Here is a 22,046-nt window from a genome sequence, read left to right on the forward strand (position 1 = left end):
CAGGTGTCAGGACAGGAACAGCTTGTACACCGGGTTGTCGGTCTCGTCCCAGTGTACGTAACCCAGCGTCGAAAGGAAGGCGCGGAAGGCGCGCTTCTCGTTCTTCGGCACCTGGATGCCGACCAGGATGTTGGAGGTATCCGCACCCTGGTTGCGGTAGTGGAACAAGCTGATATTCCAGTTCGGGCTCATGCTGGACAGGAACCGCATCAGCGCGCCCGGCCGCTCGGGGAACTCGAAGCGGTACAGCAGCTCGTCATGCGCCAGCGCCGAGCGCCCGCCCACCATGTATCGGATATGCTGCTTGGCCAGCTCGTCGTTGGACAGGTCCAGCGTGTCGAAGCCGTGCTTGCGGAAGCTGGCCGCGATCTTGTCGTTCTCGGCGCGGCTGGCGATCTGCACGCCGACGAAGATATGCGCCATGCTGGTATCGGCGATGCGGTAGTTGAACTCGGTCACGCTGCGCGTGCCCACCAGCTCGCAGAAGCGCTTGAAGCTGCCGCGCTCCTCGGGGATGGTCACGGCGAACACGGCTTCGCGCGCCTCGCCCACCTCGGCGCGCTCGGCGACAAAGCGCAGGCGGTCGAAGTTCATGTTGGCGCCGCAGGCGATCGCCACCAGGTGCTGGCCCTTGAGCTTCTCGCGCTCGGCATAGGCCTTCAGGCCTGCCACGGCCAGCGCGCCGGCCGGCTCCAGGATGCTGCGGGTGTCCTGGAACACGTCCTTCAGGCCAGCGCAGATGGCGTCGGTATCCACCAGGATGATGTCGTCGACCAGCTCGCGCGTGATGCGAAAGGTCTCCTTGCCGACCAGCTTGACCGCGGTGCCGTCCGAGAACAGCCCCACTTCCTTCAGCTCGATGCGCTTGCCGGCGTCGACCGAGCGCTTCATCGCGTCAGAGTCCACCGTCTGCACGCCGATCACCTTGATCTCGGGGCGCACCGCCTTGATGTACGAGGCGATGCCAGAGATCAGCCCGCCGCCGCCAATGGCGACGAACACGGCATGGATCGGGCCCGGGTGCTGGCGCAGGATCTCCATGGCGATGGTGCCCTGGCCGGCGATGACCTCGGGATCGTCGAACGGATGGATGAAGGTCAGCTTGTGCTTCTTCTCCAGCTCCGCAGCGTGGTTGTAGGCGTCGCTGTAGGACTCGCCGTGCAGCACGATTTCCACCCACTGGCCGCCGCGTTCGCGCACCGCGTCGATCTTCACCTGCGGCGTGGTGACCGGCATGGCGATGATGGCCTTGCACTGCAGGCGCGCCGCGGACAGCGCCACGCCCTGCGCGTGGTTGCCGGCCGAGGCGGCGATCACGCCGCGCTTGAGCTCTTCCTGCGTCAGCGAGGCCATCTTGTTGTATGCGCCGCGCAGCTTGAAGGAGAAGACCGGCTGGGTGTCCTCGCGCTTGAACCAGACCGCATTGCCGGTGCGCGCCGACAATTGGTGCGCGTAGGTCAGTTCGGTCTCCTGCGCCACGTCGTAGACCTTGGCGGTCAGGATCTTCTTCAGGTAATCGGGTCGGGCGGCGGACGTGCGGGTCATGGTCTCGGGGCGGGCCGTGGGGCGGCGCAAAAAAAGGCGGAAATTCTGGCGGAAACCGTCAATGATAAAGGATGGCGGCGACTTCCACCCGGCCCGGGCGACGCTCCCGCCGCCCGCGGCGGGCGGCCCGGGCCGCGCGGAGGTCGCTCTTCGTGTGGATGACGGTGCACTCATGCGGGGCGCGGCGAGCCACGCGGGGCGGGGCCGCAGACGCTTGGCCCTGGACTTGCGTCGAGGCCAGGTTGCGTGCGCGCCATGTAGGACGGCGTCCGGTGGACGCCGGTCAAAACGACGTGTTACGGTGTAACGCGATGCCACAACTACCGCTAATCGAACCCAATACCGCCCTGTTTCTCGACTTCGACGGCACCCTGGCCGACCTGGCCCCGCGCCCGGAACTGGTGCAGGTCGAACCGGAACTGGTCGGCACGCTGCACACGCTATTCGAGCGTCTGGACGGCGCGCTGGCCGTCATCTCCGGGCGGCCGATCTCTGAACTCGACCACTTCCTGCAGCCCCTGCGGCTGCCGGCCGCCGGCGTGCATGGTGCTGAATTCCGCACCGACGGCGGCATGGTGTCAAAGACTTCCGCCCCCGGCCTGGAACCGCTGATCCCCCACCTGGAAGCGCTGGTGCGCGCCTATCCCGCCCTGCGGCTGGAGCGCAAGTCCGTTGCCGTCGCCATCCACTACCGCCAGGCGCCTGAACTGGCCGGCGTGGTCGATGCCGCGGTCACCGAGGTGCTGCGCCATGCCGTCGGACTGGAGGCGCTGCCCGGCAAGATGGTGGTCGAGATCAAGCCGGCCGGCGTCGACAAGGGCGACGCCATTGCCGCATTCATGAAATCCGCGCCCTTCGCCGAGCGCGTGCCGCTTTTTGCCGGCGACGACCTGACCGACGAGCCGGGCTTTGCCGCTGTGCGCAAGCTCGGCGGGCTGGGCGTGCTGGTGGGCCAGCGCGAGACCGTGGCCAGCGTCAGCGTGCCCGGACCGGCCGCGCTGCGCAGCTGGCTGCACCGCTCGGCCCGCGCGCTGGAAGGCGCCGGCGGCGAGCCGCGCGCCGTGCCGAATGAGGCCGAGCCAGGCCCGGCCCGGCGCACAACGACATCCTGAGGGAGGTATCGCTGTGACCAATCCGAGCAGCCCGAGCGAACCGGGCCAGCCGCCGACCGAAGGCGTGCACAAGACCGTGGACGGCGGCAGCCGCTTTGCCAATCCGTCGTTGTCGCTTGGCATGATCGGCAACTGCGCCATTTCTGCGCTGGTGGACTGCCGCGCGCGCATTGTCTGGTCGTGCCTGCCGCGCTTCGATGGCGATCCGGTGTTCAACGCCCTGCTGGACCCGAGCGAGAACGCCGGCCATTTCTCGATCGAGATCGAAGACTTCCAGTCGTCGCGGCAATGGTACGAGCCCAATACCGCGGTGCTGCGCACGCGGCTGACGGACATCCACGGCAACTGCCTGGAGATCACCGACTTTGCGCCGCGCTTCTTCCGGCTCGGGCGCTATTTCCGCCCGACCACGCTGGTCCGGCGCATCCGCCCGGTGCGCGGCGCGCCGCGCGTGCGCGTGGTGGTGGCGCCGCGCTTCGAGTGGGGCCGCAAGGCGCCGCAGACGACGCGCGGCAGCAGCCACGTGCGCTATATCGGCGACGACATGACCCTGCGCATGACCACCGACGCGCCGATGGCCTATGTGCTGTCGCATACGCCGTTCCTGGTCACGCGCGGGTACAACTTCATCCTCGGCCCGGACGAGACCCTCGCGCACGGCGTGGAAGAAACCGCGCGTGACTTCGAGCAGGAGACCACCGCCTACTGGCGCCTGTGGAGCCGCCGCCTGGCGGTGCCGCGCGAATGGCAGGACGCGGTGATCCGCGCGGCCATCACGCTGAAGATGTCGCTGTTCGAAGAGACCGGCGCCATCGTCGCGGCGATGACCACCAGCATCCCCGAGGCGCCGGGCAGCGGCCGCAACTGGGACTACCGCTTCTGCTGGCTGCGCGACGCCTTCTTCGTGGTGCGCGCGCTCAACAGCCTGTCCGAGGTCGGCACCATGGAGGACTACCTGCGCTGGCTGTCCAACGTGGTGATGCAGTCGCAGGACGGGCATATCCAGCCGCTGTACGGCATCGGCCTTGAGCGCGAGCTGCCTGAAAGCATGCTCGACCATCTGCCCGGCTACCGCGGCATGGGCCCGGTGCGCGTGGGCAACCAGGCGCAGGAGCACTTCCAGCACGACGTCTACGGCAACGTGGTGCTGGGCGCGGCCCAGGCCTTCCATGACCACCGGCTGCTGCACCGCGGCGGCCCCGCTGAATTCCGCCGGCTGGAAGAGGTCGGCGAACAGGCAGTGAAAGTGTTCGGCACGCCCGATGCCGGCATGTGGGAGCTGCGCACGCGGGCGCGCGTGCATACGTCGTCGGCGCTGATGAGCTGGGCCGCCTGCGACCGCCTAGCCAAGGTTGCCGACAAGCTCCAGTTGCAGGCGCGTGCCGCCTACTGGCACGACCATGCCGAGCGCATGAAGGAGCGCATCCTGGCCGAATCCTGGAGCGAGGAGCGCCAGGCCTTTGCCGAGAGCTTCGGCGGGCGCGAGCTGGATGCCAGCGTGCTGCTGATGGCCGAAGTCAATTTCATCGAGCCGCGCGATCCGCGCTTCATCGCCACCGTCAAGGCGCTGGAGGCATCGCTGTGCGACGGACCCTATATGCGCCGCTACGAGGCGCCCGACGATTTCGGCAAGCCCGAGACCGCGTTCAACATCTGCACGTTCTGGCGCATCGATGCCCTCGCGCGCATCGGCCGGCGCGAGGAAGCGCGCGAGATCTTCGAGTCGATGCTGGCCTCGCGCAATCCGCTGGGGCTGCTGTCCGAGGATACCCATCCGGTGACCGGCGAGATGTGGGGCAATTTCCCGCAGACGTATTCGATGGTCGGACTGATCAATGGCGCGATGCGGCTGTCGGCGCCGTGGGACACGGTGATCTGAACCGCCTGCGCCCACGGCAACCAGAACAGAGGACTCCAAGAACAACATATGCCAAGACTTGTAGCGGTATCCAACCGGGTCGCCGACCCCCGCAACGTGGCGGCGGGCGGCCTCGCCGTCGCGCTTTCCGAAGCCCTGCGCCAGACCGGCGGCATGTGGTTCGGCTGGAGCGGCAAGGCACTGGAAACCGCCCAGGGCGGCACGCCCGGTGAAGGCGACCTGCACCTGCAGCAGGCCGGCAACGTGACGCTGGCCACCGTCGACCTGAGCCGCGAGGACCACGACGCCTACTACCTGGGCTACAGCAACGGCGTGCTGTGGCCGGTGTTCCACTACCGGCTGGACCTGGCGGACTTCGACTCCAATTTCCTGAACGGATACCGGCGCGTGAACCAGCTGTTCGCGCGCAAGCTGGCGCCGCTGCTGCAGCCCGATGACATCATCTGGATCCATGACTACCACCTGATCCCGCTGGCGTCAGAGCTGCGCGCCATCGGCTGCGGGCAGAAGATCGGCTTTTTCCTGCATGTGCCGCTGCCGCCGCCGCTGATCCTGGCCGCCATCCCGCAGCACGAGTGGCTGATGCGCGCGCTGTTCGCCTACGACCTGCTCGGCTTCCAGAGCCATGCGGATGTCGAGCACTTCTCGCGCTATGTGCAGGCCGAAGCGCAGGCCGAGCCGATGGGCGAGCACCGCTACCGCGCCTTCCACCGCACGGTGCGGGCGCAGGCCTTTCCGATCGGTATCGACGTGGACGAGTTCATGGAGCTGGGCCGCGGCGCGGACGCGCAGGAAACCTACGAGATGATGTGCGCGCAGTACGCGCGCCGCAGGCTGCTGCTTGGCATCGACCGGCTCGACTATTCCAAGGGCCTGCCGCATCGGCTCAAGGCGTTCTACCGGTTGCTGGCCGAGTACCCGGAGAACCGCTCGAGCGCAACGCTGGTGCAGATCGCCGCGCCCTCGCGCGAGTCGGTCGATGCCTACGTTGACCTGCGCCGCGAGATGGAGCAGTTGAGCGGCTCCATCAACGGCGAGTTCGGCGAGCTGGACTGGATGCCGGTGCGCTATATCCACCGCACCACCGCGCGCAAGCGGCTGCCCGGCCTGTGCCGCGCCAGCCGCGTGGCGCTGGTGACGCCGCTGCGCGACGGCATGAACCTGGTGGCCAAGGAGTTCATCGCCGCGCAGGACCCGGAGGACCCGGGGGTGCTGGTGCTGTCGCGCTTTGCCGGCGCCGCCGAGCAACTGCGCGAGGCGCTGCTGGTCAATCCGTACGACACCCGTGCCACCGCGCAGGCGATCCAGCAGGCGCTGCACATGCCGCTGGCCGAGCGCCAGCAGCGGCACCGGAAATTGCTGGAGCGCATCCGCGCGCAGGATGTGCACTGGTGGAGCAGCGAGTTCCTGCGCGCACTGACTGAGACCGAAGGGGCCTGAGGCGCGGGCTGTTCTTCCGGTCGGGGAGCATGACCATGAGCGAAGACCTGGCAGCGCAATCGTGCACGCCTTGCCGTGGCGGGGTGCCGCCGCTGGCGCCGGCTGAAGCCGAGGCGTTATTGCAGCAGGCGCCGGGGTGGGAGCTGGTCGATAGCGCGACGCGGCTCGAACGGCGTTTCACCTTCGGCAATTTCGCGCAGGCGCTGGCGTTCGTGAACGGCGTCGGGCAACTGGCCGAGGCGCAGGGGCATCATCCCGAGATCAGCTTTGGCTGGGGGCATGCCACAGTGTCGTGGCGGACCAAGAAGATCAAGGGCTTGCACCGGAATGATTTCATCATGGCGGTGAAGACGAGCGAGTTGGCGGAGGGGATCGGGTGAGGTTGGTGGGGTCACTTCAGATCCCCGGGCGTATCAATATCCCGAAACGCCCCTTCATCCTCGGTCAGGATCCGCGTCACAGGCTTGTCCTTCAGCAACGCCCGCGCCCCCTCATCCCCATCCAGCTTCAGCAATTCCTCGCGCCAGGCCGCGCCAAAACCCACCGGATGCCCACGTTGCCCGTTGCGCCAAGGGGCGGCGATGGTGTCCGGCGTGGTGATCGTCAACGCCACCGCCCGGATCAGCTCCATCGGCAGCCAGGGCATGTCCGCCAGCGCCACCACCCAGCCGCGCGCTTCGGGCGTGGCGGCCACGGCAGCTCGCAGGGCTGCGCCCATGCCGGCCTCGGCGTCGGGCGACTCCAGCACGCGGCAGCCGCCGCGGCGCAGTTCCTCCGCCAGTGCCGGGTTGCCCGGACGAATGACGGCGATCGATTCCGGCAGCGCCGCGGCCAGCGTGCGCGCGCTGCGCCAGGCCACGGAGCGGCCGCCGGGCAGCACCTCCAGCAGCTTGTTGCGTTTGCCGGCGGCGTCGAAGCGGCGGCCGTAGCCTGCGGCCAGCAGGATGCCGGTGGGCAGGTCGGTGCGGAGCAGGGGAGCGTTGGGGGCGGCAGTCATGGCGGCACTCGCGAGGTCGTCAGGTGGGATCGGGCGCGACGTCGCAGCTGCTGCCGGTGCCGGCAGCCATCTCGCGTGCGGCCTTGGCGCCTTCCACCTGCAGGATGTCGGGCAGCGATACGTGGTTCCTGGCCGCGATCACCTCGGCCAGGATCGAGATGGCGATCTCGGGGGGCGTGCGGCTGCCGATGTAGATGCCCACGGGGCCATGCAGCCGCGCCAGCTGCAGCCCGGTCAGGTCGAATTCCTTGAGCCGTTCGCGGCGCGCCTGGTTGTTGCGGCGCGAACCCAGCGCGCCTACGTAGAAGGCCCGGGTGCGCAGCGCTTCCATCAGCGCCAGGTCGTCCAGCTTGGGGTCGTGCGTGAGCGCGATCACGGCGCAGCGCTCGTCCAGCTTCATGTCGGTGACGGTGTCGTCCGGCATGGTGCGCACCATGGTCACGCCGGGGATGTCCCAGGTCTCGGTGTATTCCTCGCGCGGGTCGCACACGGTGACCTGGAAGCCCAGGCCCACGGCGATCTGGCACAGGTACTTGGACAGCTGCCCGGCGCCGATCACCAGCATGCGGTAGCGCGGGCCGTGGATGGTCAGCAGGGTCTTGCCGTCGAACACCAGGCCGTCGGTGGCGTTGGCCGGGCCCAGCGTGGCGGTGCCGGTGGCCATGTCGAGGGTGCGCGCGACCAGGCGGCCGTTCTCAACGGCATCGAGCAGCTCGGCGATGCCGCTGGCCGGGGTCAGCGGTTCGGTCACCAGCTCGATGGTGCCGCCGCACGGCAGCCCGAAGCGGTGGGCTTCCTCGGCGCTGATGCCGTACTTGATCGCTTCCGGGTGGTCGGCGGTGATGCCCTGCCGGCGCACGCGGTCGATGATGTCGTCCTCGATGCAGCCGCCCGAGACCGAGCCCACCACCAGGCCGTCGTCGCGCACGGCCAGCATCGCGCCTTCGGGCCGGGGCGACGAGCCCCAGGTCCGCACTACCGTGACCAGCAGCACGCGATGGCCTTGCTGCTGCCACTGCACACTGTTCTTCAGGACTTCGAGATCCACGCTGTCCATGATCGTTTCCGCTTCGGTTCCTCTGTTGGTTCATTGTCGCCGGCGGCTGCGGCGGGGGCGCCCTCGGCCGCTGGCGTGTCGTCGGTGGCGTCAGGGGTGACGGCCTCGGTGAAGCGCGCAAAGAAGGTGTCTGCCATCTTGCGCGCCGCGGCGTCCACCAGCCGCGAGCCGATCTGTGCGATCTTGCCCCCCACGTGGGCGTTGACGGTGTAGGTCAGCACGGTCTCGTCACCGTCTGCTTCCAGCCGGACCCGGGCGCTGCCCTTGCCGAATCCCGCCGCGCCACCCTGGCCATCGAAACGGATGGTGTAGCTGTCGGGGGCCTGGATGTCTTCCAGTGCCATGCGGCCCTTGAAGCGCGCCTTGACCGGGCCCACCGCGGCCGTCAGGGCCAGCTGGTAGGCGTTGTCGCCGTCGGGCTCGATACTCTCACATCCCGGGATGCAGTGCTTGAGCAGCTCGGTGTCGTTGAGCGCTTCCCATGCCACCTGCTGCGGGACCGGCAGGCGCTGGCTCTGGTTCATTTCCATGGCGGGGCTTCCTTGTTGTGCCTGGCGAGGGCAGGGGTGGCGGCCCGGGGCGGGCCGCCATGGTCGGACAGCAGCGTCTCGAGCGCCAGCAGGCTGTCCAGGTTATGGGCCGGGCGCAGCGCGTCCACGTGCGGCAGGATGGCTTGCACGCCACGCGCCTGCGGGGTGAAGCCGGGGTAGCGCAGCAGCGGGTTGAGCCAGACGATGCGGTGCGCAAAGCGGCGCAGCCGTGCCATTTCGTCGCCGAGCAGGTCGATATGCTCATGGTCCAGGCCGTCGGTGACCAGCAGTACGGTGGCGCGCCCGGACAGCGTGCGCCGCGCCCAATGGCGGTTGAAGCTGGCCAGCGCCGCGCCGATGCGGGTGCCGCCGGCCCAGTCGCGCACCTGGCCGGTGATCAGCGCGACGGCCTCGTCGGGGTCGCGTTCGCGCAGCGAGCGCGTGATGTTGGTCAGCCGCGTGCCGAACAGGAATACCGACAGCCGCTCGCGCGACTGCATCAGCGCATGGCAGAAGTACAGCACCGCGCGCGAGTACTGGCTCATCGAGCCGGAGATGTCGAGCAGCAGCACCACCGGCGGCTTGCGCTCGGCGTGCTTGCGGAATTTCCAGCGCAGCCACTCGCCATGCTGGCGCACCGCCAGGCGCGCGCTGGCGCGCAGGTCGGCATGGGTGCCGCAAGTGGCGGCGCGCAGGCGGCGGGTGCGCTGCAAGGCCAGGTGGGCGCGGCGCGTGCGCACCAGGTGCTGCAGCGCGCGCCATTCCTGCGCGGTCAGGGTTTCAAAGTCGCGCTGCGCCAGGCGTTCCTGGTCGGAGAAGGTCAGCGGCACATGGATGCGCTCGGCTTCGGCCTGTGCCGGGCGTGACTGCGCTTCGGGCTGGCGCGCGGCCAGGGCATCGGCAAGGCGGTTGCTGCGTTTCGGTGGCGGCGCGCCGCTGTCGACGCGCGGCAGCAGCAGCGCCCGCAGCTTGCCTTCCCAGTCGGGATCGCGCCAGAACAGGTCGAAGGCGGCATCGAACAGCGGGCGCTGGTCGGGGCCGGACAGCACCAGCGCCGCCAGCGCGGCGCGTACCTCGTCGCGCTGGCCGATATCGACATGGCGCAGCGCCTGCAAGGCATCGACCGCATGGGCCGGCGACAGCGCGAAGCCGCCGTCGCGCAACAGCCGCATGAAGTGCGTGACGTTGCGCGCCAGCACCGGCAGGGCCGGTGCGGCGGGCCGTGCGGCGGCATGCAGCGTGGCCACGGTCAGCCTCCCGGCGTGGCACCCGCCAGCAGCTCGGCCACGGTGGGGCCGTCCACGCGCGCCAGGTCGTCCTGGTACTTGAGCAGCACGCCCAGCGTGTCGCGCACGGACTGCGGATCGAGCTCGGTCGCGCCCAGCGCGGACAGCGCGCGGCACCAGTCGATGGCCTCGGCGATGCCCGGCGCCTTGAACAGGTCGATGCCGCGCAGCCGGTGGATAAAGTCGATGGCCTGGGCCTGCAGCGCCGCGGCGGCCTCGGGGGCGCGCGCGGCCACGATCTGCAGTTCGCGGTCGCGCTCGGGGTAGCCCATCCACTGGTACAGGCAGCGGCGCTTGAGGGCGTCGTGGACTTCGCGGGTGCGGTTGGAGGTGATCACGATCAGCGGCGGACGCTCGGCGCGGATCACCCCGATTTCGGGGATCGACACCTGGAATTCGGACAGCACCTCCAGCAGGAATGCTTCGAAGGGCTCGTCGGCGCGGTCGATCTCGTCGATCAGCAGCACGCGCGGCACGTCCGGCGCGGCGGGGTCGGGCAGCAGGGATTCCAGCAGCGGGCGCTTGAGCAGGTAGTCATCGTGGTACAGCGACTGCGCCTCGGGCCGCTCGCCGCGCGCCTCGGCCAGGCGCAGCGCCATGATCTGGCGCGGGTAGTCCCATTCGTACAGCGCGCTGGCGGCGTCCAGCCCTTCATAGCATTGCAGCCGCAGCAGCCGCGTGCCGAGCACGCCCGCCATCGCATGCGCCATGGCGGTCTTGCCGACGCCGGGCTCGCCTTCCAGGAACAGCGGGCGCTGCATGCGCAGGGCGAGATAGAGCACCGTGGCGGTCTCGCGGTCGGCGAAGTATTGCTGGCGTTCCAGCTGGGCGATGGTGTCGTCGATGGAGGTGGGAAGCATGAGCAATCTTGTGTGCCGATGCGGAAATACGCCGGCGGTTTGCGCCCCTCTCCCGCCGTGCGGGAGAGGGGAGACAACATGCGGCGGCGAAGCGCTACCCCTTCGCCGCCGCCTCCACTGCCCTTGCCGCCAGCACCGGGATCAAATGCGCCCGGTACTCCGCCGACGCATGCAGGTCGGCATTCAGCGTCGACGCATCGACCTTCACCCCACGCGCCGCCTGCGCGGTGAAGCCGGCCGACAGCGCCTGCTCCAGCGGCTGGCAGCGGAACACGCTGTCGGCCGCGCCTGTTACCGCCACGCGCACCGTGTTGCCGGTGCGCGCCACCATCACGCCCACCAGCGCGAAGCGCGAGGCCGGGTTGCGGAACTTGGCGTAGGCCGCCTGCTCCGGGATCGGGAAGCGCACCGCGGTGATCAGCTCGTCCGGTTCCAGCGCGGTTTCATAGAGACCCTTGAAGAAGTCGTCGGCGGCGATGGTGCGGCGGTCGGTGACCACGGTCGCCCCCAGCCCCAGCACAGCGGCGGGATAGTCGGCGGCGGGATCGTCATTGGCGAGCGCGCCGCCGATGGTGCCCATGGCGCGCACCTGGCGGTCGCCGATGCCGCCGGCCAGTGCCGCCAGCGCCGGGATGCGCCGGCGCACCTCGGCATGCTCGGCGACGTCGGCATGGCGCGCGGCGGCGCCGACCACGATCTCATTGCCTTCGACGCGGATCTCGGCCATGCCGGGAATACGCGCCACGTCGACCAGCACGGAGGGCGCGGCCAGCCGCAGCTTCATCGCGGCCAGCAGGCTCTGGCCGCCGCCGAGGAACTTGGCGTCGGGATCGGCCTTGAGCGTGGCCACGGCCGCCTTGGCATCCGCGGCGCGTTCAAAATTGAATGCGTACATGTCGGTTTCCTTTGCGGTGTGCGTGGATCACGGCCGGGCGGCCTGGATGGCCTGCCAGACCCGGTGCGGCGTGGCGGGCATCTGGATGTCCTTCACGCCCAGCGGGCTGAGCGCATCCACCAGCGCGTTGATGAACGCCGGCGGCGAGCCGATCGCGCCGGCCTCGCCGCAGCCCTTCACGCCCAGCGGGTTGTGGGTGCAGGGCGTGCCGGTGGCGGTCTCGACGGTGAAGTCGGGCAGGTCGCCGGCGCGCGGCATGGCGTAGTCCATGTATGAGCCGGTCAGCAACTGGCCGCTGTCGTTGTCGTAGACGCACTGCTCCAGCATGGCCTGGCCCAGCCCCTGGCCGATGCCGCCATGGACCTGGCCTTCGACGATCATCGGGTTGATGATGTTGCCGAAGTCGTCCACCGCGGTGAACTTGACCACCTGCGACTCGCCGGTATCGGGATCGACCTCCACCTCGCACACATAGGCGCCGGACGGGTAGGTGAAGTTGGTGGGGTCGTAGAACGCGTTTTCGTTCAGGCCCGGCTCCAGCTTGTCGAGCGGATAGTTGTGCGGCACGTAGGCGGAAAGCGCGACTTCGCCGAAAGTCTTGGTGCGGTCGGTGCCGGCCACGCGGAACACGCCGTCGCTGAATTCGATGTCGGTGTCGGCGGCTTCCAGCAGGTGCGCGGCGATCTTCTTGGCCTTGGCCTCGATCTTGTCGAGCGCCTTGACGATGGCCGAGCCGCCCACCGCCAGCGAGCGCGAGCCATAGGTGCCCATGCCGAACGGCACCCGGCCGGTGTCGCCGTGCACGATCTCGACCTGGTCCAGCTGCAGCCCGAGCCGGTCGGCGACCACCTGCGCAAAGGTGGTCTCGTGTCCCTGGCCATGGCTGTGCGAGCCGGTGAACACGGTCACGGTGCCGGTCGGGTGCACGCGGATCTCGCCCGCTTCGAACAGCCCCGCACGCGCGCCCAGCGCGCCGGCGATGTTGGACGGCGCCAGCCCGCAGGCCTCGATGTAGCAGGAGTAGCCCAAGCCGCGCAGCTTGCCGCGCTGCTTCGCTTCATCACGCCGGGCCGGGAAGCCCTTGACGTCGGCCAGCTCCTGCGCGCGTGCCAGGCAGGGCTCGTAGTCGCCGGTGTCGTAGGTCAGGCCGACTGGCGTGGCGTGCGGGAACTGGCGGATAAAGTTCTTGCGGCGCAGCTCGGCCGGGTCGATCTTCATCTCGTGCGCGGCGGTTTCGACCAGGCGCTCGACCACATAGGTGGCCTCGGGCCGTCCGGCGCCGCGGTAGGCATCCACCGGCGCGGTGTTGGTGAACACCGCCTGCACCTCGGCGTAGATCGCGGGCGTCGCGTACTGGCCCGCCAGCAGCGTCGCATACAGGATGGTCGGCACGCAGCTGGCGAAGGTCGACAGGTAGGCGCCCATGTTGGCGGTGGTATGCACGCGCATCGCCAGGAACTCGCCGTCGGCGTCGAGCGCCAGCTCGGCCCTGGTCACATGGTCGCGCCCGTGCGCATCGGTGAGGAAGGATTCGGAACGGTCCGCGGTCCACTTGACCGGCCGCCCGATCTTCCTGGAAGCCCAGGTCAGCGCCACATCTTCCGGGTACAGGAAGATCTTGGAGCCGAAGCCGCCACCCACGTCGGGCGCGATGATGCGCAGGCGCGATTCGGGCAGCCCCAGCACGAACGCGCCCATCAGCAGCCGTTCGACGTGCGGGTTCTGGCTGGCCACGTAGACGGTGTAGCTGTCGTCGTGGCGCGTGTAGCTGGCGTTGACCGCGCGCGGCTCGATCGCGTTGGGGATCAGCCGGTTGTTGACGATGTCCAGCGTGGTCACGTGCGCGGCCTTGGCAAAGGCGGCGTCGGTGGCGGCCTTGTCGCCGTGGCCCCAGGTGTAGCAGGTGTTGGCGGGAACGTCGTCATGCACCAGGGTGGACGCCTTGGCGGCATCCGCGGCGCTGACCACGGCGGGCAGTTCTTCATAGTCGACGTCGATCTTCTCTGCCGCGTCGCGCGCCTGCTGCAGGGTCTCGGCGATGACCAGCGCGACCTGGTCGCCGACGTGGCGCACCTTGTCGTGGGCAATCACCGGGTGCGGCGGCTCCTTCATCGGCGTGCCGTCGATGCTGTGGATCAGCCAGCCGCAGGGCAGGCCGCCGACCTTGTCGGCCGCCAGCTCGTCGCCGGTCAGCACGGCGATCACGCCGGGCGCGGCCAGGGCCTCGGTCTTGTCGATCGAGCGGATGCGCGCATGCGCATGCGGCGAGCGCAGGAAGTACGCGTAGCTTTGCTGCGGCAGCACGACGTCGTCCGTGTACTGGCCGTTGCCGGTCAGGAAGCGGTAGTCTTCCTTGCGCTTGACCGGCGCGCCTACCAGGCGCTGGCTTTCGGGTGCGTTCATGGCCGGTCCCCCTTATTCAGCGCTGGCGGCGGTGCCCTGCATGGCCGCCTGGCCCTGCTGCACTGCGCGCACGATGTTGTGGTAGCCCGTGCAGCGGCACAGGTTGCCTTCCAGGTGGGCGCGGATGGTGGCGGCGTCGGCGCCCGGATGTTCCTGCACCAGCGCGGTGGCGCTCATCACCATGCCGGGCGTGCAGAAGCCGCATTGCAGGCCGTGGCATTCACGGAAGGCTTCCTGCATCGGGTGCAGGCCGTTGCCGGCCTTGTCGCCGGCGAGGCCTTCGATGGTGGTCACGGCGGCGCCGTCGGCCTGGACCGCGAGGATATTGCACGACTTGACCGCCCGGCCATCCAGGTGGACCGTGCAGGCGCCGCACTGCGCGGTGTCGCAGCCGACGTGGGTGCCGGTCAGGCGCAATTGTTCGCGCAGGAACTGGACCAGGAGGGTGTTGGGTTCTACCTGCGCGTCAACGGGCTTGCCGTTGACCGTCAGGCGGATCGGAATCGCCATGCTTGTCTCCATGTGGGGTGGACGCGCATGACCAATTGCCCGAAATCCCGAAAGAACTGCGCGGGACTGGCCACGACGCGGTACTGCCGCTTAAGACGGCTATAGGACGGCTAATTCGTGATATTGGTGCTGCCGCTACAACTGCTGTAGGTGCGCCAGCGCACGCGGCGAGCGGCTTCAATGCTGGCGCGAATGCTGCGGCCGGCGAACGATTGGCCGCAACAGGCTCTAACAGTTAATCACAAATCGTGGGGCGCTGCCATGTGGTTTGCCCGCGCCCCGTTCGGGGCACAGCAGCTAGAATGAGCCGCGCCCACTGGCACCTGCCCCCCTTACATGGAAGCTTTCTTCGACTGGCTGTTCGAAACCATTGCCCTGCCCAAGGTGGGCCTGCCCGCGATCTTTGTGGTCAGCCTGATCTCGGCCACGCTGCTGCCGCTGGGCTCGGAGCCGGCGGTGTTCGGCTACGTCAAGCTCAACCCGCAGATGTTCTGGCCGGCGATCGTGGTGGCCACTGCCGGCAACACCGTGGGCGGCGCCATCGACTGGTGGCTGGGCTATGCCGCCAAGCTGGCGCTGGTGCGCTACCACAAGCGGCGCCGAGCGCGCGAGCACGACCGTGAGCACCTGGAGCACCGCGAGCACGCGCGCAAACCGCCCAAGCCCAAGCTCGACGCGCGCTACTTCCGGTGGATGCGCCGGCTTGGGCCGCCTACGCTGCTGTTCTCGTGGTTGCCCGGCATTGGTGATCCTTTGTGCACTTTAGCCGGCTGGCTGCGCCTGTCCTTCTGGCCCAGCCTGGCCTGGATGGCGGTCGGCAAGTTCATCCGCTACCTGTTCATGACCGCCAGCCTGCTTTGGATCCCGGACAGTTTTTGGCAGAACATTGCGCAAACGTTCAAGGCCTGGTTCTGATCCGGTGCGCTGCAGGCACCACCATGGGGCGCAATTGCCAGGCCAGAAAGCCGCCTAATCCCTTGTTCCGACAAGGATTCCTCTATGTTGCGGTGCAGCGAAAGCAGGGGTTGAAGTACAATCGCCCTTTAATGAACGATTCGCGCACAGTCCCCGTGCGCAGCAGGAAGCGGTCCCCCAATGAACGCCCCACTCGTGCTCGACGCCAAGCTCGCCGCGCAGGACGCCCCGCCGCGCCTGCGTGAAATCCCCTATAACTACACGTCCTTCTCGGACCGCGAGATTGTCATCCGCCTGCTGGGCGAGGAAGCCTGGCGCATCCTGGACGAGCTGCGCAGCGAGCGCCGCACCGGACGCTCGGCCCGCATGCTGTACGAGGTGCTGGGCGATATCTGGGTGGTTCGCCGCAATCCTTACCTGCAGGACGACCTGCTGGAAAATCCCAAGCGCCGCCAGATGCTGGTCAGCGCGCTGCACCACCGCCTGAACGAGATCGAGAAGCGCCGCGCCGCCGACCGTGCCGAGCACGCCGAGCCCGCCGCCGAGGACCGCTCGCACCGCGTGGAGCAGCTGGTCGCCTTCGCCAAGCAGGCGATCGAGGATTTCAAGAACGAATTCGCCGCCGCCTACGACCTGCGCAAGCGCGCGCAGCGCGTGCTGGGCCGCGTCACGCAGAAGGACAACATCAAGTTCGACGGCCTGTCGCGCGTGTCGCACGTGACCGACGCCACCGACTGGCGCGTGGAATATCCGTTCGTGGTGCTGACCCCGGATACCGAGGAAGAGATCGCCGGCCTGGTCAAGGGCTGCTTCGAACTCGGCCTGACCATCATCCCGCGCGGAGGCGGCACCGGCTATACCGGCGGCGCCGTGCCGCTGACGCCGATGAGCGCGGTGATCAATACCGAGAAGCTGGAACAGCTCGGCCCGGTCGAGCAGACCGACCTGCCCGGTGTGTCGCATCAGGTTGCGACCATCTTCTCCGGCGCCGGCGTGGTGACGCGCCGCGTGGCCGATGCCGCCGACAAGGCCGGCCTGGTGTTCGCGGTCGACCCGACTTCGATCGATGCCTCGTGCATCGGCGGCAACGTGGCCATGAACGCCGGCGGCAAGAAGGCCGTGCTGTGGGGCACCGCGCTGGACAACCTGGCCTGGTGGCGCATGGTGGACCCGGAGGGCAACTGGCTGGAAATCACCCGGCTGGACCACAACCTGGGCAAGATCCACGACGTGCCGGTGGCCACCTTCGAACTGAAGTGGTCAGACGGCAACCGTGCGCCGGGCGAGAAGGTGCTGCGCACCGAGACGCTGGCGATCGAAGGCCGCAAGTTCCGCAAGGAAGGCCTGGGCAAGGACGTCACCGACAAGTTCCTGGCGGGCCTGCCCGGCGTGCAGAAGGAAGGCTGCGACGGCATCATCACCAGCGCGCGCTGGATCCTGCACCGCATGCCGAAGTTCATCCGCACGGTGTGCCTGGAGTTCTTCGGCCAGGCGCGCGACGCCATCCCCAGCATCGTCGAGATCAAGGACTTCCTCGACGCCGAGACCAAGAAGCCCGGCGGCGCCATCCTGGCCGGCCTGGAGCACCTGGACGAGCGCTACCTGCGCGCGGTCGGCTACGCCACCAAGAGCAAGCGCAACGCCTTCCCGAAGATGGTGCTGATCGGCGATATCGTCGGCGACGATGAAGACGCCGTGGCGCGCGCCACCTCGGAAGTGATCCGCATGGCCAACGGCAAGAGCGGCGAAGGCTTTATCGCCGTCAGCCCGGAGGCGCGCAAGAAGTTCTGGCTCGACCGTTCGCGTACCGCCGCCATCGCCAAGCACACCAACGCCTTCAAGATCAATGAAGACGTGGTGATCCCGCTGAACCGGATGGGCGAGTACACCGACGGCATCGAGCGCATCAATATCGAGCTGTCGATCAAGAGCAAGCTCAAGCTGGTCGACACGCTCGAAGCATTCTTTGCGCGCGGCAACCTGCCGCTGGGCCGCAGCGACGACGCCAACGAGATCCCCAGCGCCGAGCTGCTGGAAGACCGCGTGCAGCACGCGCTGACGCTGCTGCGCGAGGTCCGCGCGCGCTGGCGCTACCTGCAGGACCACCTGGACCTGCCGCTGGTGCAGGCCAAGGCCTCGCTGATCGGGCATGGGCTGGGGCTGCTCGGGCAGGAGTTCGAGGCGCGGCTGCAGCAGCAGCCGGACGCCAACGTGTTCCACCTGCTGCAGGACCGCACCATCCGCGTGTCGTGGAAGTCGGAGATCCGCGCCGAGCTGCGCAAGATCTTCAACGGCGGCGAGTTCAAGCCGATCCTGGACGAAGCCCAGAAGATCCACAAGCAGGTGCTGCGCGGCCGCGTCTTCGTGGCGCTGCACATGCACGCCGGCGACGGCAACGTGCACACCAATATCCCGGTCAACTCCGACGACTACGACATGCTGCAGGACGCGCACCGCGCGGTGGCCCGCATCATGGACCTGGCGCGTTCGCTGGACGGCGTGATCTCGGGCGAGCACGGCATCGGCATCACCAAGCTGGAATTCCTGACCGAGGAAGAGATCGGCGACTTCCGCGCCTACAAGCTGAAGGTCGATCCGCAAGGGCGCTTCAACAAGGGCAAGCTGCTGCCCGGCGCCGACCTGCGCAATGCCTACACGCCGTCGTTCGGCCTGATGGGGCATGAGTCGATCATCATGCAGCAGAGCGATATCGGCGCCATTGCCGAAAGCGTCAAGGACTGCCTGCGCTGCGGCAAGTGCAAGCCGGTGTGCGCCACGCACGTGCCGCGCGCCAACCTGCTGTACAGCCCGCGCAACAAGATCCTGGCGACCTCGCTGCTGGTCGAGGCCTTCCTGTACGAGGAGCAGACCCGCCGCGGCATCTCGGTCAAGCACTGGGACGAGTTCTCCGACGTGGCCGACCACTGCACGGTCTGCCACAAGTGCGTGACGCCGTGCCCGGTCAAGATCGACTTTGGCGATGTGTCGATGAACATGCGCAACCTGCTGCGCAAGATGGGGCAGAAGAAGTTCAACCCCGGCACCGCGGCGTCGATGTTCTTCCTCAACGCCACCAACCCCGAGACCATCAACCTGACCCGCAAGGTCATGATCGACTGGGGCTACAAGGCGCAGCGCCTCGGCAACGACGTGCTGAAGAAGTTCGCCAAGAAGCAGACCGCGCATCCGCCCGCGACCGTGGGCAAGGCGCCGGTGCGCGAGCAGGTGATCCACTTCATCAACAAGAAGATGCCGGGCAACCTGCCCAAGAAGACCGCGCGCGCGCTGCTCGACATCGAAGACAACGAGATCGTGCCGATCATCCGCGACCCGAAGGCGACCACGCCGGAAACGGAAGCGGTGTTCTACTTCCCGGGCTGCGGCTCGGAGCGGCTGTTCTCGCAGGTGGGCCTGGCCACGCAGGCGATGCTGTGGCACGTCGGCGTGCAGACCGTGCTGCCGCCGGGCTACCTGTGCTGCGGCTATCCGCAGCGCGGCAACGGCCAGTATGACAAGGCCGAGAAGATCGTCACCGACAACCGCGTGCTGTTCCACCGCGTGGCCAACACCCTGAACTACCTCGACATCAAGACCGTGGTGGTGAGCTGCGGCACCTGCTACGACCAGCTTGCCGGGTATGAATTCGACAAGATCTTCCCGGGCTGCCGCATCATCGACATCCACGAATACCTGCTCGAGAAGGGCGTGAAGCTGGAAGGCGTGACCGGTACCCGCTACATGTACCACGATCCCTGCCACACCCCGATCAAGACCATGGACCCGACCAAGCTGGTCAATGACCTGATGGGCGGCAACACCGGCCTTGGCAAGATCGAGAAGAACGAGCGCTGCTGCGGTGAATCGGGCACGCTGGCGGTAACGCGTCCGGATATCTCGACGCAGGTCCGCTTCCGCAAGGAAGAGGAAATGACCAAGGGCGCCGACAAGCTGCGCGCCGACGGCTTCACCGGCGACGTCAAGATCCTGACCAGCTGCCCGTCGTGCCTGCAGGGGCTGTCGCGCTACAAGGAAGATGCCACGGTGCAGGCTGACTACATCGTGATCGAGATGGCGAAGCATCTGCTCGGGGAGAACTGGATGCCTGAGTACGTCGCGAAGGCGAACGCCGGCGGTATCGAGCGGGTGCTGGTCTGAGTCTCGACGATGGCGCGCGTATCCAACTGCCCCTTGTGCGAGACCGACGGCGGCGAACTGGTCTGGATGGGCGACCGCGCCCGGCTGATCCTGGTCGAGCATGACCGTTTCCCGGGCTTCTGCCGCATCGTCTGGAACGATCACGTGGCCGAGCTGAGCGACCTGGACGATGCCGACCAGGCCTGGCTGATGCGGCTGGTCGCACGTGTCGAACGGGTGGTGCGCGAGGTCATGGCGCCGGACAAGGTCAACCTGGCGGCCTTTGGCAATATGGTGCCGCACCTGCACTGGCACATTATCCCGCGCTACCGCTGGGACACCCATTTCCCCGAGGCAATCTGGGCCGCGCCGCAGCGCGCGGCGGATGCCGTGCGCGTGCAGGAGCTGGCCAGCCGGCTGCCGGCGCTGCGTACGGCGCTTTCGCTGCTCGAAGCCGGCGACGCCTGAGGGGCGCGCGGAACCCACGCCTGGCCGTGACCGTCTGAATGCTGTTGCCGCCGTGGCCTGCCGCCACGGTATCCAGAACAACAAGCCCGGCCGGCATCCGCTGACGGGCCAAGCACTGCCGCTATGTCCTCCACTCCGACCTCAGTCACCGTACCGGGCCCTGCCGTCCCTGCCCGGGCCCTAAAGATCCAGAGCCGGCTGCGCATGGCCGCCACCTGGGCGCTGATCAAGCCTTACTGGAAATCCGAAGACCGCGTCGCCGGGCTTGGCCTGCTGGCGCTGGTGGTGGTGCTCAACCTTGGCATCGTCTATATCAACGTGCTGCTCAACGAGTGGAACCGCGTGTTCTACAACGCCCTGGAGCAGCGCGACTACGCCTCGTTCAAGGTGCTGCTGCTGCGCTTCTCGTGGATCGCGGCGTTCTTCATCGTGGCGGCGATCTCGCGCCAGTACTACACCATGATGCTGCAGATGCGCTGGCGTACCTGGATGACCGGCCGCTTCATGGGCCACTGGCTCGGGCACCAGGCCTATTACCGCATCGAGCAGACCCACACCACCGATAACCCTGACCAGCGTATCGCCGACGATTTGCGCCAGTTCACCGACGGCGCGCTGTCGTTGTCGCTCGGGCTGCTCAACTCGGTGGTGACGCTGCTGTCCTTCGTCGGCATCCTGTGGACGGTATCGGGGCCGATCAGCTTTGCGCTGGGCGGCACCGAGTGGACCATCCCCGGCTATATGGTGTGGTTCGCGGCGGGCTATGCGGTGATCGGCTCGCTGGTGGCGCACGTGGTTGGCCGCCCGCTGATCGGGCTGAACTTCCAGCAAGAGCAGTACGAGGCGGATTTCCGTTTCACGCTGGTGCGCCTGCGCGAGAACAGCGAGCCGGTGGCGCTGTACCGCGGCGAGCCCACCGAGCAGGCCGGCCTGCGCGCGCGCTTCGACCGCATCCGCGCCAACTGGAACCAGCTGATGCGCTATACGCGGCGGCTGACCTTTGTCAGCTCCGGCTATGCGCAGTTCGCCATCATCTTCCCGATCCTGGTGGCGGCGCCGCGCTACTTCGCCGGCAAGATGACGCTCGGCGGCCTGATGCAGACCAGCTCCGCCTTCGGCCAGGTACAGGGCGCGCTGTCGTGGTTTGTCGACAGCTACGCCACGCTGGTGGGCTGGAAGGCGGCCGCCAACCGCCTGATCGATTTCCAGGAAGCGATCCGCGTGGCCGAGCGCCAGGACCTGGCGCCGGGCGGCGTGCGCGATATCGAGGTGGAACATACCGGCAAGCCGCAGAATGGCATCACCATCGACGGCCTGGCGCTGGCACTGCCGGTACGCGCCGCGCGCAGCGCGGCCGTGGGCCAGCGGCCGCTGGTGGCGCCGTTCTCGCTGTCGGTCGCGCCGGGCGAGCGCTGGCTGGTCAGCGGCCCGTCCGGCTGCGGCAAGAGCGTGCTGTTCCGCGCGCTGGCGGGGATCTGGCCGTACGGCAGCGGCACCGTGACCATGCCCGACGGCGCGCGCATGCTGTTCCTGCCGCAGCGCAGCTACCTGCCGATCGGCACGCTGGCCGATGCGCTGGCTTACCCGGACGCCGGCACCGTGCATAGCGCGGAAGCGCTGCAGGCGGCGCTGCGCCAGGCGCGGCTGGCGGCGCTGGCGGACCAGCTCGACGTGTTCGACAACTGGGCGCTGCGGCTTTCGCCGGGCGAGCAGCAGCGTCTGGCCTTTGCGCGCGCGCTGCTGCAGAAGCCGGACTACCTGTTCCTGGACGAAGCCACCAGCGCGCTGGACGAGGAAACCGAAGGCGCCATGTACCGGCTGATGGTGGAGTCGCTGCCGCAGGCGGCCATCATCAGCATTGCCCACCGCAGCACCGTGGCGGCCTATCATCAACGGCGCCTGCGTTACGTGCCGCAGGACGGGGAAGCGGCCCGGGCTGCGCAAGCCGGCGAGCCTGGGGTAAGCTATCGGGTCGTATGCGATGCGTGATGCCGTGCCGTACCGGCAGCATCGCG

The 22,046-nt window shown here is 68.1% G+C and carries 17 protein-coding genes; 8 read left to right on the top strand and 9 right to left on the bottom strand.

Annotated elements, in window-relative coordinates; translation table 11 throughout:
* Window positions 1-6: 6 nt before the first annotated feature.
* The gene (gene ilvA, locus AC3WLE_RS16965; RefSeq protein WP_492319012.1) at window positions 7-1,545 is read right to left on the bottom strand and encodes a threonine ammonia-lyase, biosynthetic; all 1,539 of its coding nucleotides are present in this window, start codon (window positions 1,543-1,545) and stop codon (window positions 7-9) included.
* Between the two features lie 311 nt (window positions 1,546-1,856).
* Here ilvA and otsB point away from each other — a divergent pair, with 311 nt between their 5' ends.
* Genes otsB through AC3WLE_RS16985 form a run of 4 tightly spaced genes read left to right on the top strand, consistent with a single transcriptional unit; the run spans window position 1,857 to window position 6,356 of the window.
* Window positions 1,857-2,657 carry a trehalose-phosphatase gene (gene otsB, locus AC3WLE_RS16970; protein ID WP_492319013.1) on the top strand — a complete coding sequence of 267 codons (801 nt, stop codon included), beginning with the start codon at window positions 1,857-1,859 and terminating at the stop codon, window positions 2,655-2,657.
* A 13-nt stretch (window positions 2,658-2,670) separates the two neighbouring features.
* Window positions 2,671-4,536 carry a glycoside hydrolase family 15 protein gene (locus AC3WLE_RS16975; protein ID WP_010814429.1) on the top strand — a complete coding sequence of 622 codons (1,866 nt, stop codon included), beginning with the start codon at window positions 2,671-2,673 and terminating at the stop codon, window positions 4,534-4,536.
* A 48-nt stretch (window positions 4,537-4,584) separates the two neighbouring features.
* Window positions 4,585-5,976, top strand: a complete 1,392-nt coding sequence (otsA, locus tag AC3WLE_RS16980) for an alpha,alpha-trehalose-phosphate synthase (UDP-forming) (protein ID WP_492319014.1) — start codon at window positions 4,585-4,587, stop codon at window positions 5,974-5,976.
* A 35-nt stretch (window positions 5,977-6,011) separates the two neighbouring features.
* Window positions 6,012-6,356 (top strand): 4a-hydroxytetrahydrobiopterin dehydratase, encoded by a 345-nt coding sequence (locus AC3WLE_RS16985; RefSeq protein WP_492319015.1) that lies wholly within the window; start codon window positions 6,012-6,014, stop codon window positions 6,354-6,356.
* An 11-nt stretch (window positions 6,357-6,367) separates the two neighbouring features.
* Here AC3WLE_RS16985 and AC3WLE_RS16990 read toward each other — a convergent pair whose 3' ends face one another.
* The 8 genes from AC3WLE_RS16990 to AC3WLE_RS17025 form a co-directional block, all read right to left on the bottom strand.
* Window positions 6,368-6,973 carry a nucleotidyltransferase family protein gene (locus AC3WLE_RS16990; RefSeq protein ID WP_492319016.1) on the bottom strand — a complete coding sequence of 202 codons (606 nt, stop codon included), beginning with the start codon at window positions 6,971-6,973 and terminating at the stop codon, window positions 6,368-6,370.
* A 19-nt stretch (window positions 6,974-6,992) separates the two neighbouring features.
* Window positions 6,993-8,030 carry an XdhC family protein gene (locus AC3WLE_RS16995; protein ID WP_492319017.1) on the bottom strand — a complete coding sequence of 346 codons (1,038 nt, stop codon included), beginning with the start codon at window positions 8,028-8,030 and terminating at the stop codon, window positions 6,993-6,995.
* Window positions 8,003-8,560: an SRPBCC family protein gene (locus AC3WLE_RS17000; RefSeq protein WP_492319018.1), complete on the bottom strand. Its 558-nt coding sequence runs from the start codon at window positions 8,558-8,560 to the stop codon at window positions 8,003-8,005. Before AC3WLE_RS17000 ends, AC3WLE_RS16995 begins: the two co-directional genes overlap by 28 nt.
* A complete protein-coding gene (locus AC3WLE_RS17005) occupies window positions 8,551-9,807 on the bottom strand; it encodes a vWA domain-containing protein (protein WP_492355838.1) in 1,257 nt (418 codons plus the stop codon). Before AC3WLE_RS17005 ends, AC3WLE_RS17000 begins: the two co-directional genes overlap by 10 nt.
* Window positions 9,808-9,809: 2 nt before the next feature.
* Entirely contained in the window at window positions 9,810-10,706 is an 897-nt protein-coding gene (locus tag AC3WLE_RS17010) for an AAA family ATPase (RefSeq protein ID WP_492355837.1), read from the bottom strand.
* 94 nt (window positions 10,707-10,800) lie between these two features.
* Window positions 10,801-11,601, bottom strand: coding sequence for an FAD binding domain-containing protein (locus AC3WLE_RS17015; RefSeq protein ID WP_492319021.1), 801 nt, complete (start codon window positions 11,599-11,601; stop codon window positions 10,801-10,803).
* 27 nt (window positions 11,602-11,628) lie between these two features.
* Entirely contained in the window at window positions 11,629-14,004 is a 2,376-nt protein-coding gene (locus AC3WLE_RS17020) for a xanthine dehydrogenase family protein molybdopterin-binding subunit (RefSeq protein ID WP_492355836.1), read from the bottom strand.
* A gap of 12 nt (window positions 14,005-14,016) precedes the next feature.
* Window positions 14,017-14,514 carry a (2Fe-2S)-binding protein gene (locus AC3WLE_RS17025; RefSeq protein WP_492319023.1) on the bottom strand — a complete coding sequence of 166 codons (498 nt, stop codon included), beginning with the start codon at window positions 14,512-14,514 and terminating at the stop codon, window positions 14,017-14,019.
* A gap of 336 nt (window positions 14,515-14,850) precedes the next feature.
* On the opposite strand from AC3WLE_RS17025, the gene AC3WLE_RS17030 reads away from it, so the two are divergent.
* The 4 genes from AC3WLE_RS17030 to AC3WLE_RS17045 all read left to right on the top strand — a co-directional run bounded on the left by AC3WLE_RS17030 (window position 14,851) and on the right by AC3WLE_RS17045 (window position 22,020).
* On the top strand, window positions 14,851-15,429 hold the full coding sequence (locus AC3WLE_RS17030) for a YqaA family protein (protein WP_011614517.1): 579 nt from the start codon (window positions 14,851-14,853) through the stop codon (window positions 15,427-15,429).
* Window positions 15,430-15,609: 180 nt separating this feature from the next.
* The gene (locus AC3WLE_RS17035) at window positions 15,610-19,584 is read left to right on the top strand and encodes a DUF3683 domain-containing protein (protein WP_492355835.1); all 3,975 of its coding nucleotides are present in this window, start codon (window positions 15,610-15,612) and stop codon (window positions 19,582-19,584) included.
* Between the two features lie 9 nt (window positions 19,585-19,593).
* Window positions 19,594-20,031 carry an HIT family protein gene (locus tag AC3WLE_RS17040; RefSeq protein ID WP_492319026.1) on the top strand — a complete coding sequence of 146 codons (438 nt, stop codon included), beginning with the start codon at window positions 19,594-19,596 and terminating at the stop codon, window positions 20,029-20,031.
* Between the two features lie 123 nt (window positions 20,032-20,154).
* Entirely contained in the window at window positions 20,155-22,020 is a 1,866-nt protein-coding gene (locus tag AC3WLE_RS17045) for an ABC transporter ATP-binding protein/permease (protein ID WP_492319027.1), read from the top strand.
* Window positions 22,021-22,046 lie beyond the last annotated feature (26 nt).

It is taken from the genome of Cupriavidus sp. FW306-1B-F12B (assembly GCF_058781795.1).

Coding starts and splice junctions, on each gene's coding strand:
- ilvA (WP_492319012.1), bottom strand. CDS start 1,545: ATGACCCGCACGTCCGCCGCCCGACCCGATTACCTGAAGAAGATCCTG.
- otsB (WP_492319013.1), top strand. CDS start 1,857: ATGCCACAACTACCGCTAATCGAACCCAATACCGCCCTGTTTCTCGAC.
- otsA (WP_492319014.1), top strand. CDS start 4,585: ATGCCAAGACTTGTAGCGGTATCCAACCGGGTCGCCGACCCCCGCAAC.
- AC3WLE_RS16985 (WP_492319015.1), top strand. CDS start 6,012: ATGAGCGAAGACCTGGCAGCGCAATCGTGCACGCCTTGCCGTGGCGGG.
- AC3WLE_RS16990 (WP_492319016.1), bottom strand. CDS start 6,973: ATGACTGCCGCCCCCAACGCTCCCCTGCTCCGCACCGACCTGCCCACC.
- AC3WLE_RS16995 (WP_492319017.1), bottom strand. CDS start 8,030: ATGGACAGCGTGGATCTCGAAGTCCTGAAGAACAGTGTGCAGTGGCAG.
- AC3WLE_RS17000 (WP_492319018.1), bottom strand. CDS start 8,560: ATGGAAATGAACCAGAGCCAGCGCCTGCCGGTCCCGCAGCAGGTGGCA.
- AC3WLE_RS17010 (WP_492355837.1), bottom strand. CDS start 10,706: ATGCTTCCCACCTCCATCGACGACACCATCGCCCAGCTGGAACGCCAG.
- AC3WLE_RS17015 (WP_492319021.1), bottom strand. CDS start 11,601: ATGTACGCATTCAATTTTGAACGCGCCGCGGATGCCAAGGCGGCCGTG.
- AC3WLE_RS17020 (WP_492355836.1), bottom strand. CDS start 14,004: ATGAACGCACCCGAAAGCCAGCGCCTGGTAGGCGCGCCGGTCAAGCGC.
- AC3WLE_RS17025 (WP_492319023.1), bottom strand. CDS start 14,514: ATGGCGATTCCGATCCGCCTGACGGTCAACGGCAAGCCCGTTGACGCG.
- AC3WLE_RS17030 (WP_011614517.1), top strand. CDS start 14,851: ATGGAAGCTTTCTTCGACTGGCTGTTCGAAACCATTGCCCTGCCCAAG.
- AC3WLE_RS17035 (WP_492355835.1), top strand. CDS start 15,610: ATGAACGCCCCACTCGTGCTCGACGCCAAGCTCGCCGCGCAGGACGCC.
- AC3WLE_RS17040 (WP_492319026.1), top strand. CDS start 19,594: ATGGCGCGCGTATCCAACTGCCCCTTGTGCGAGACCGACGGCGGCGAA.
- AC3WLE_RS17045 (WP_492319027.1), top strand. CDS start 20,155: ATGTCCTCCACTCCGACCTCAGTCACCGTACCGGGCCCTGCCGTCCCT.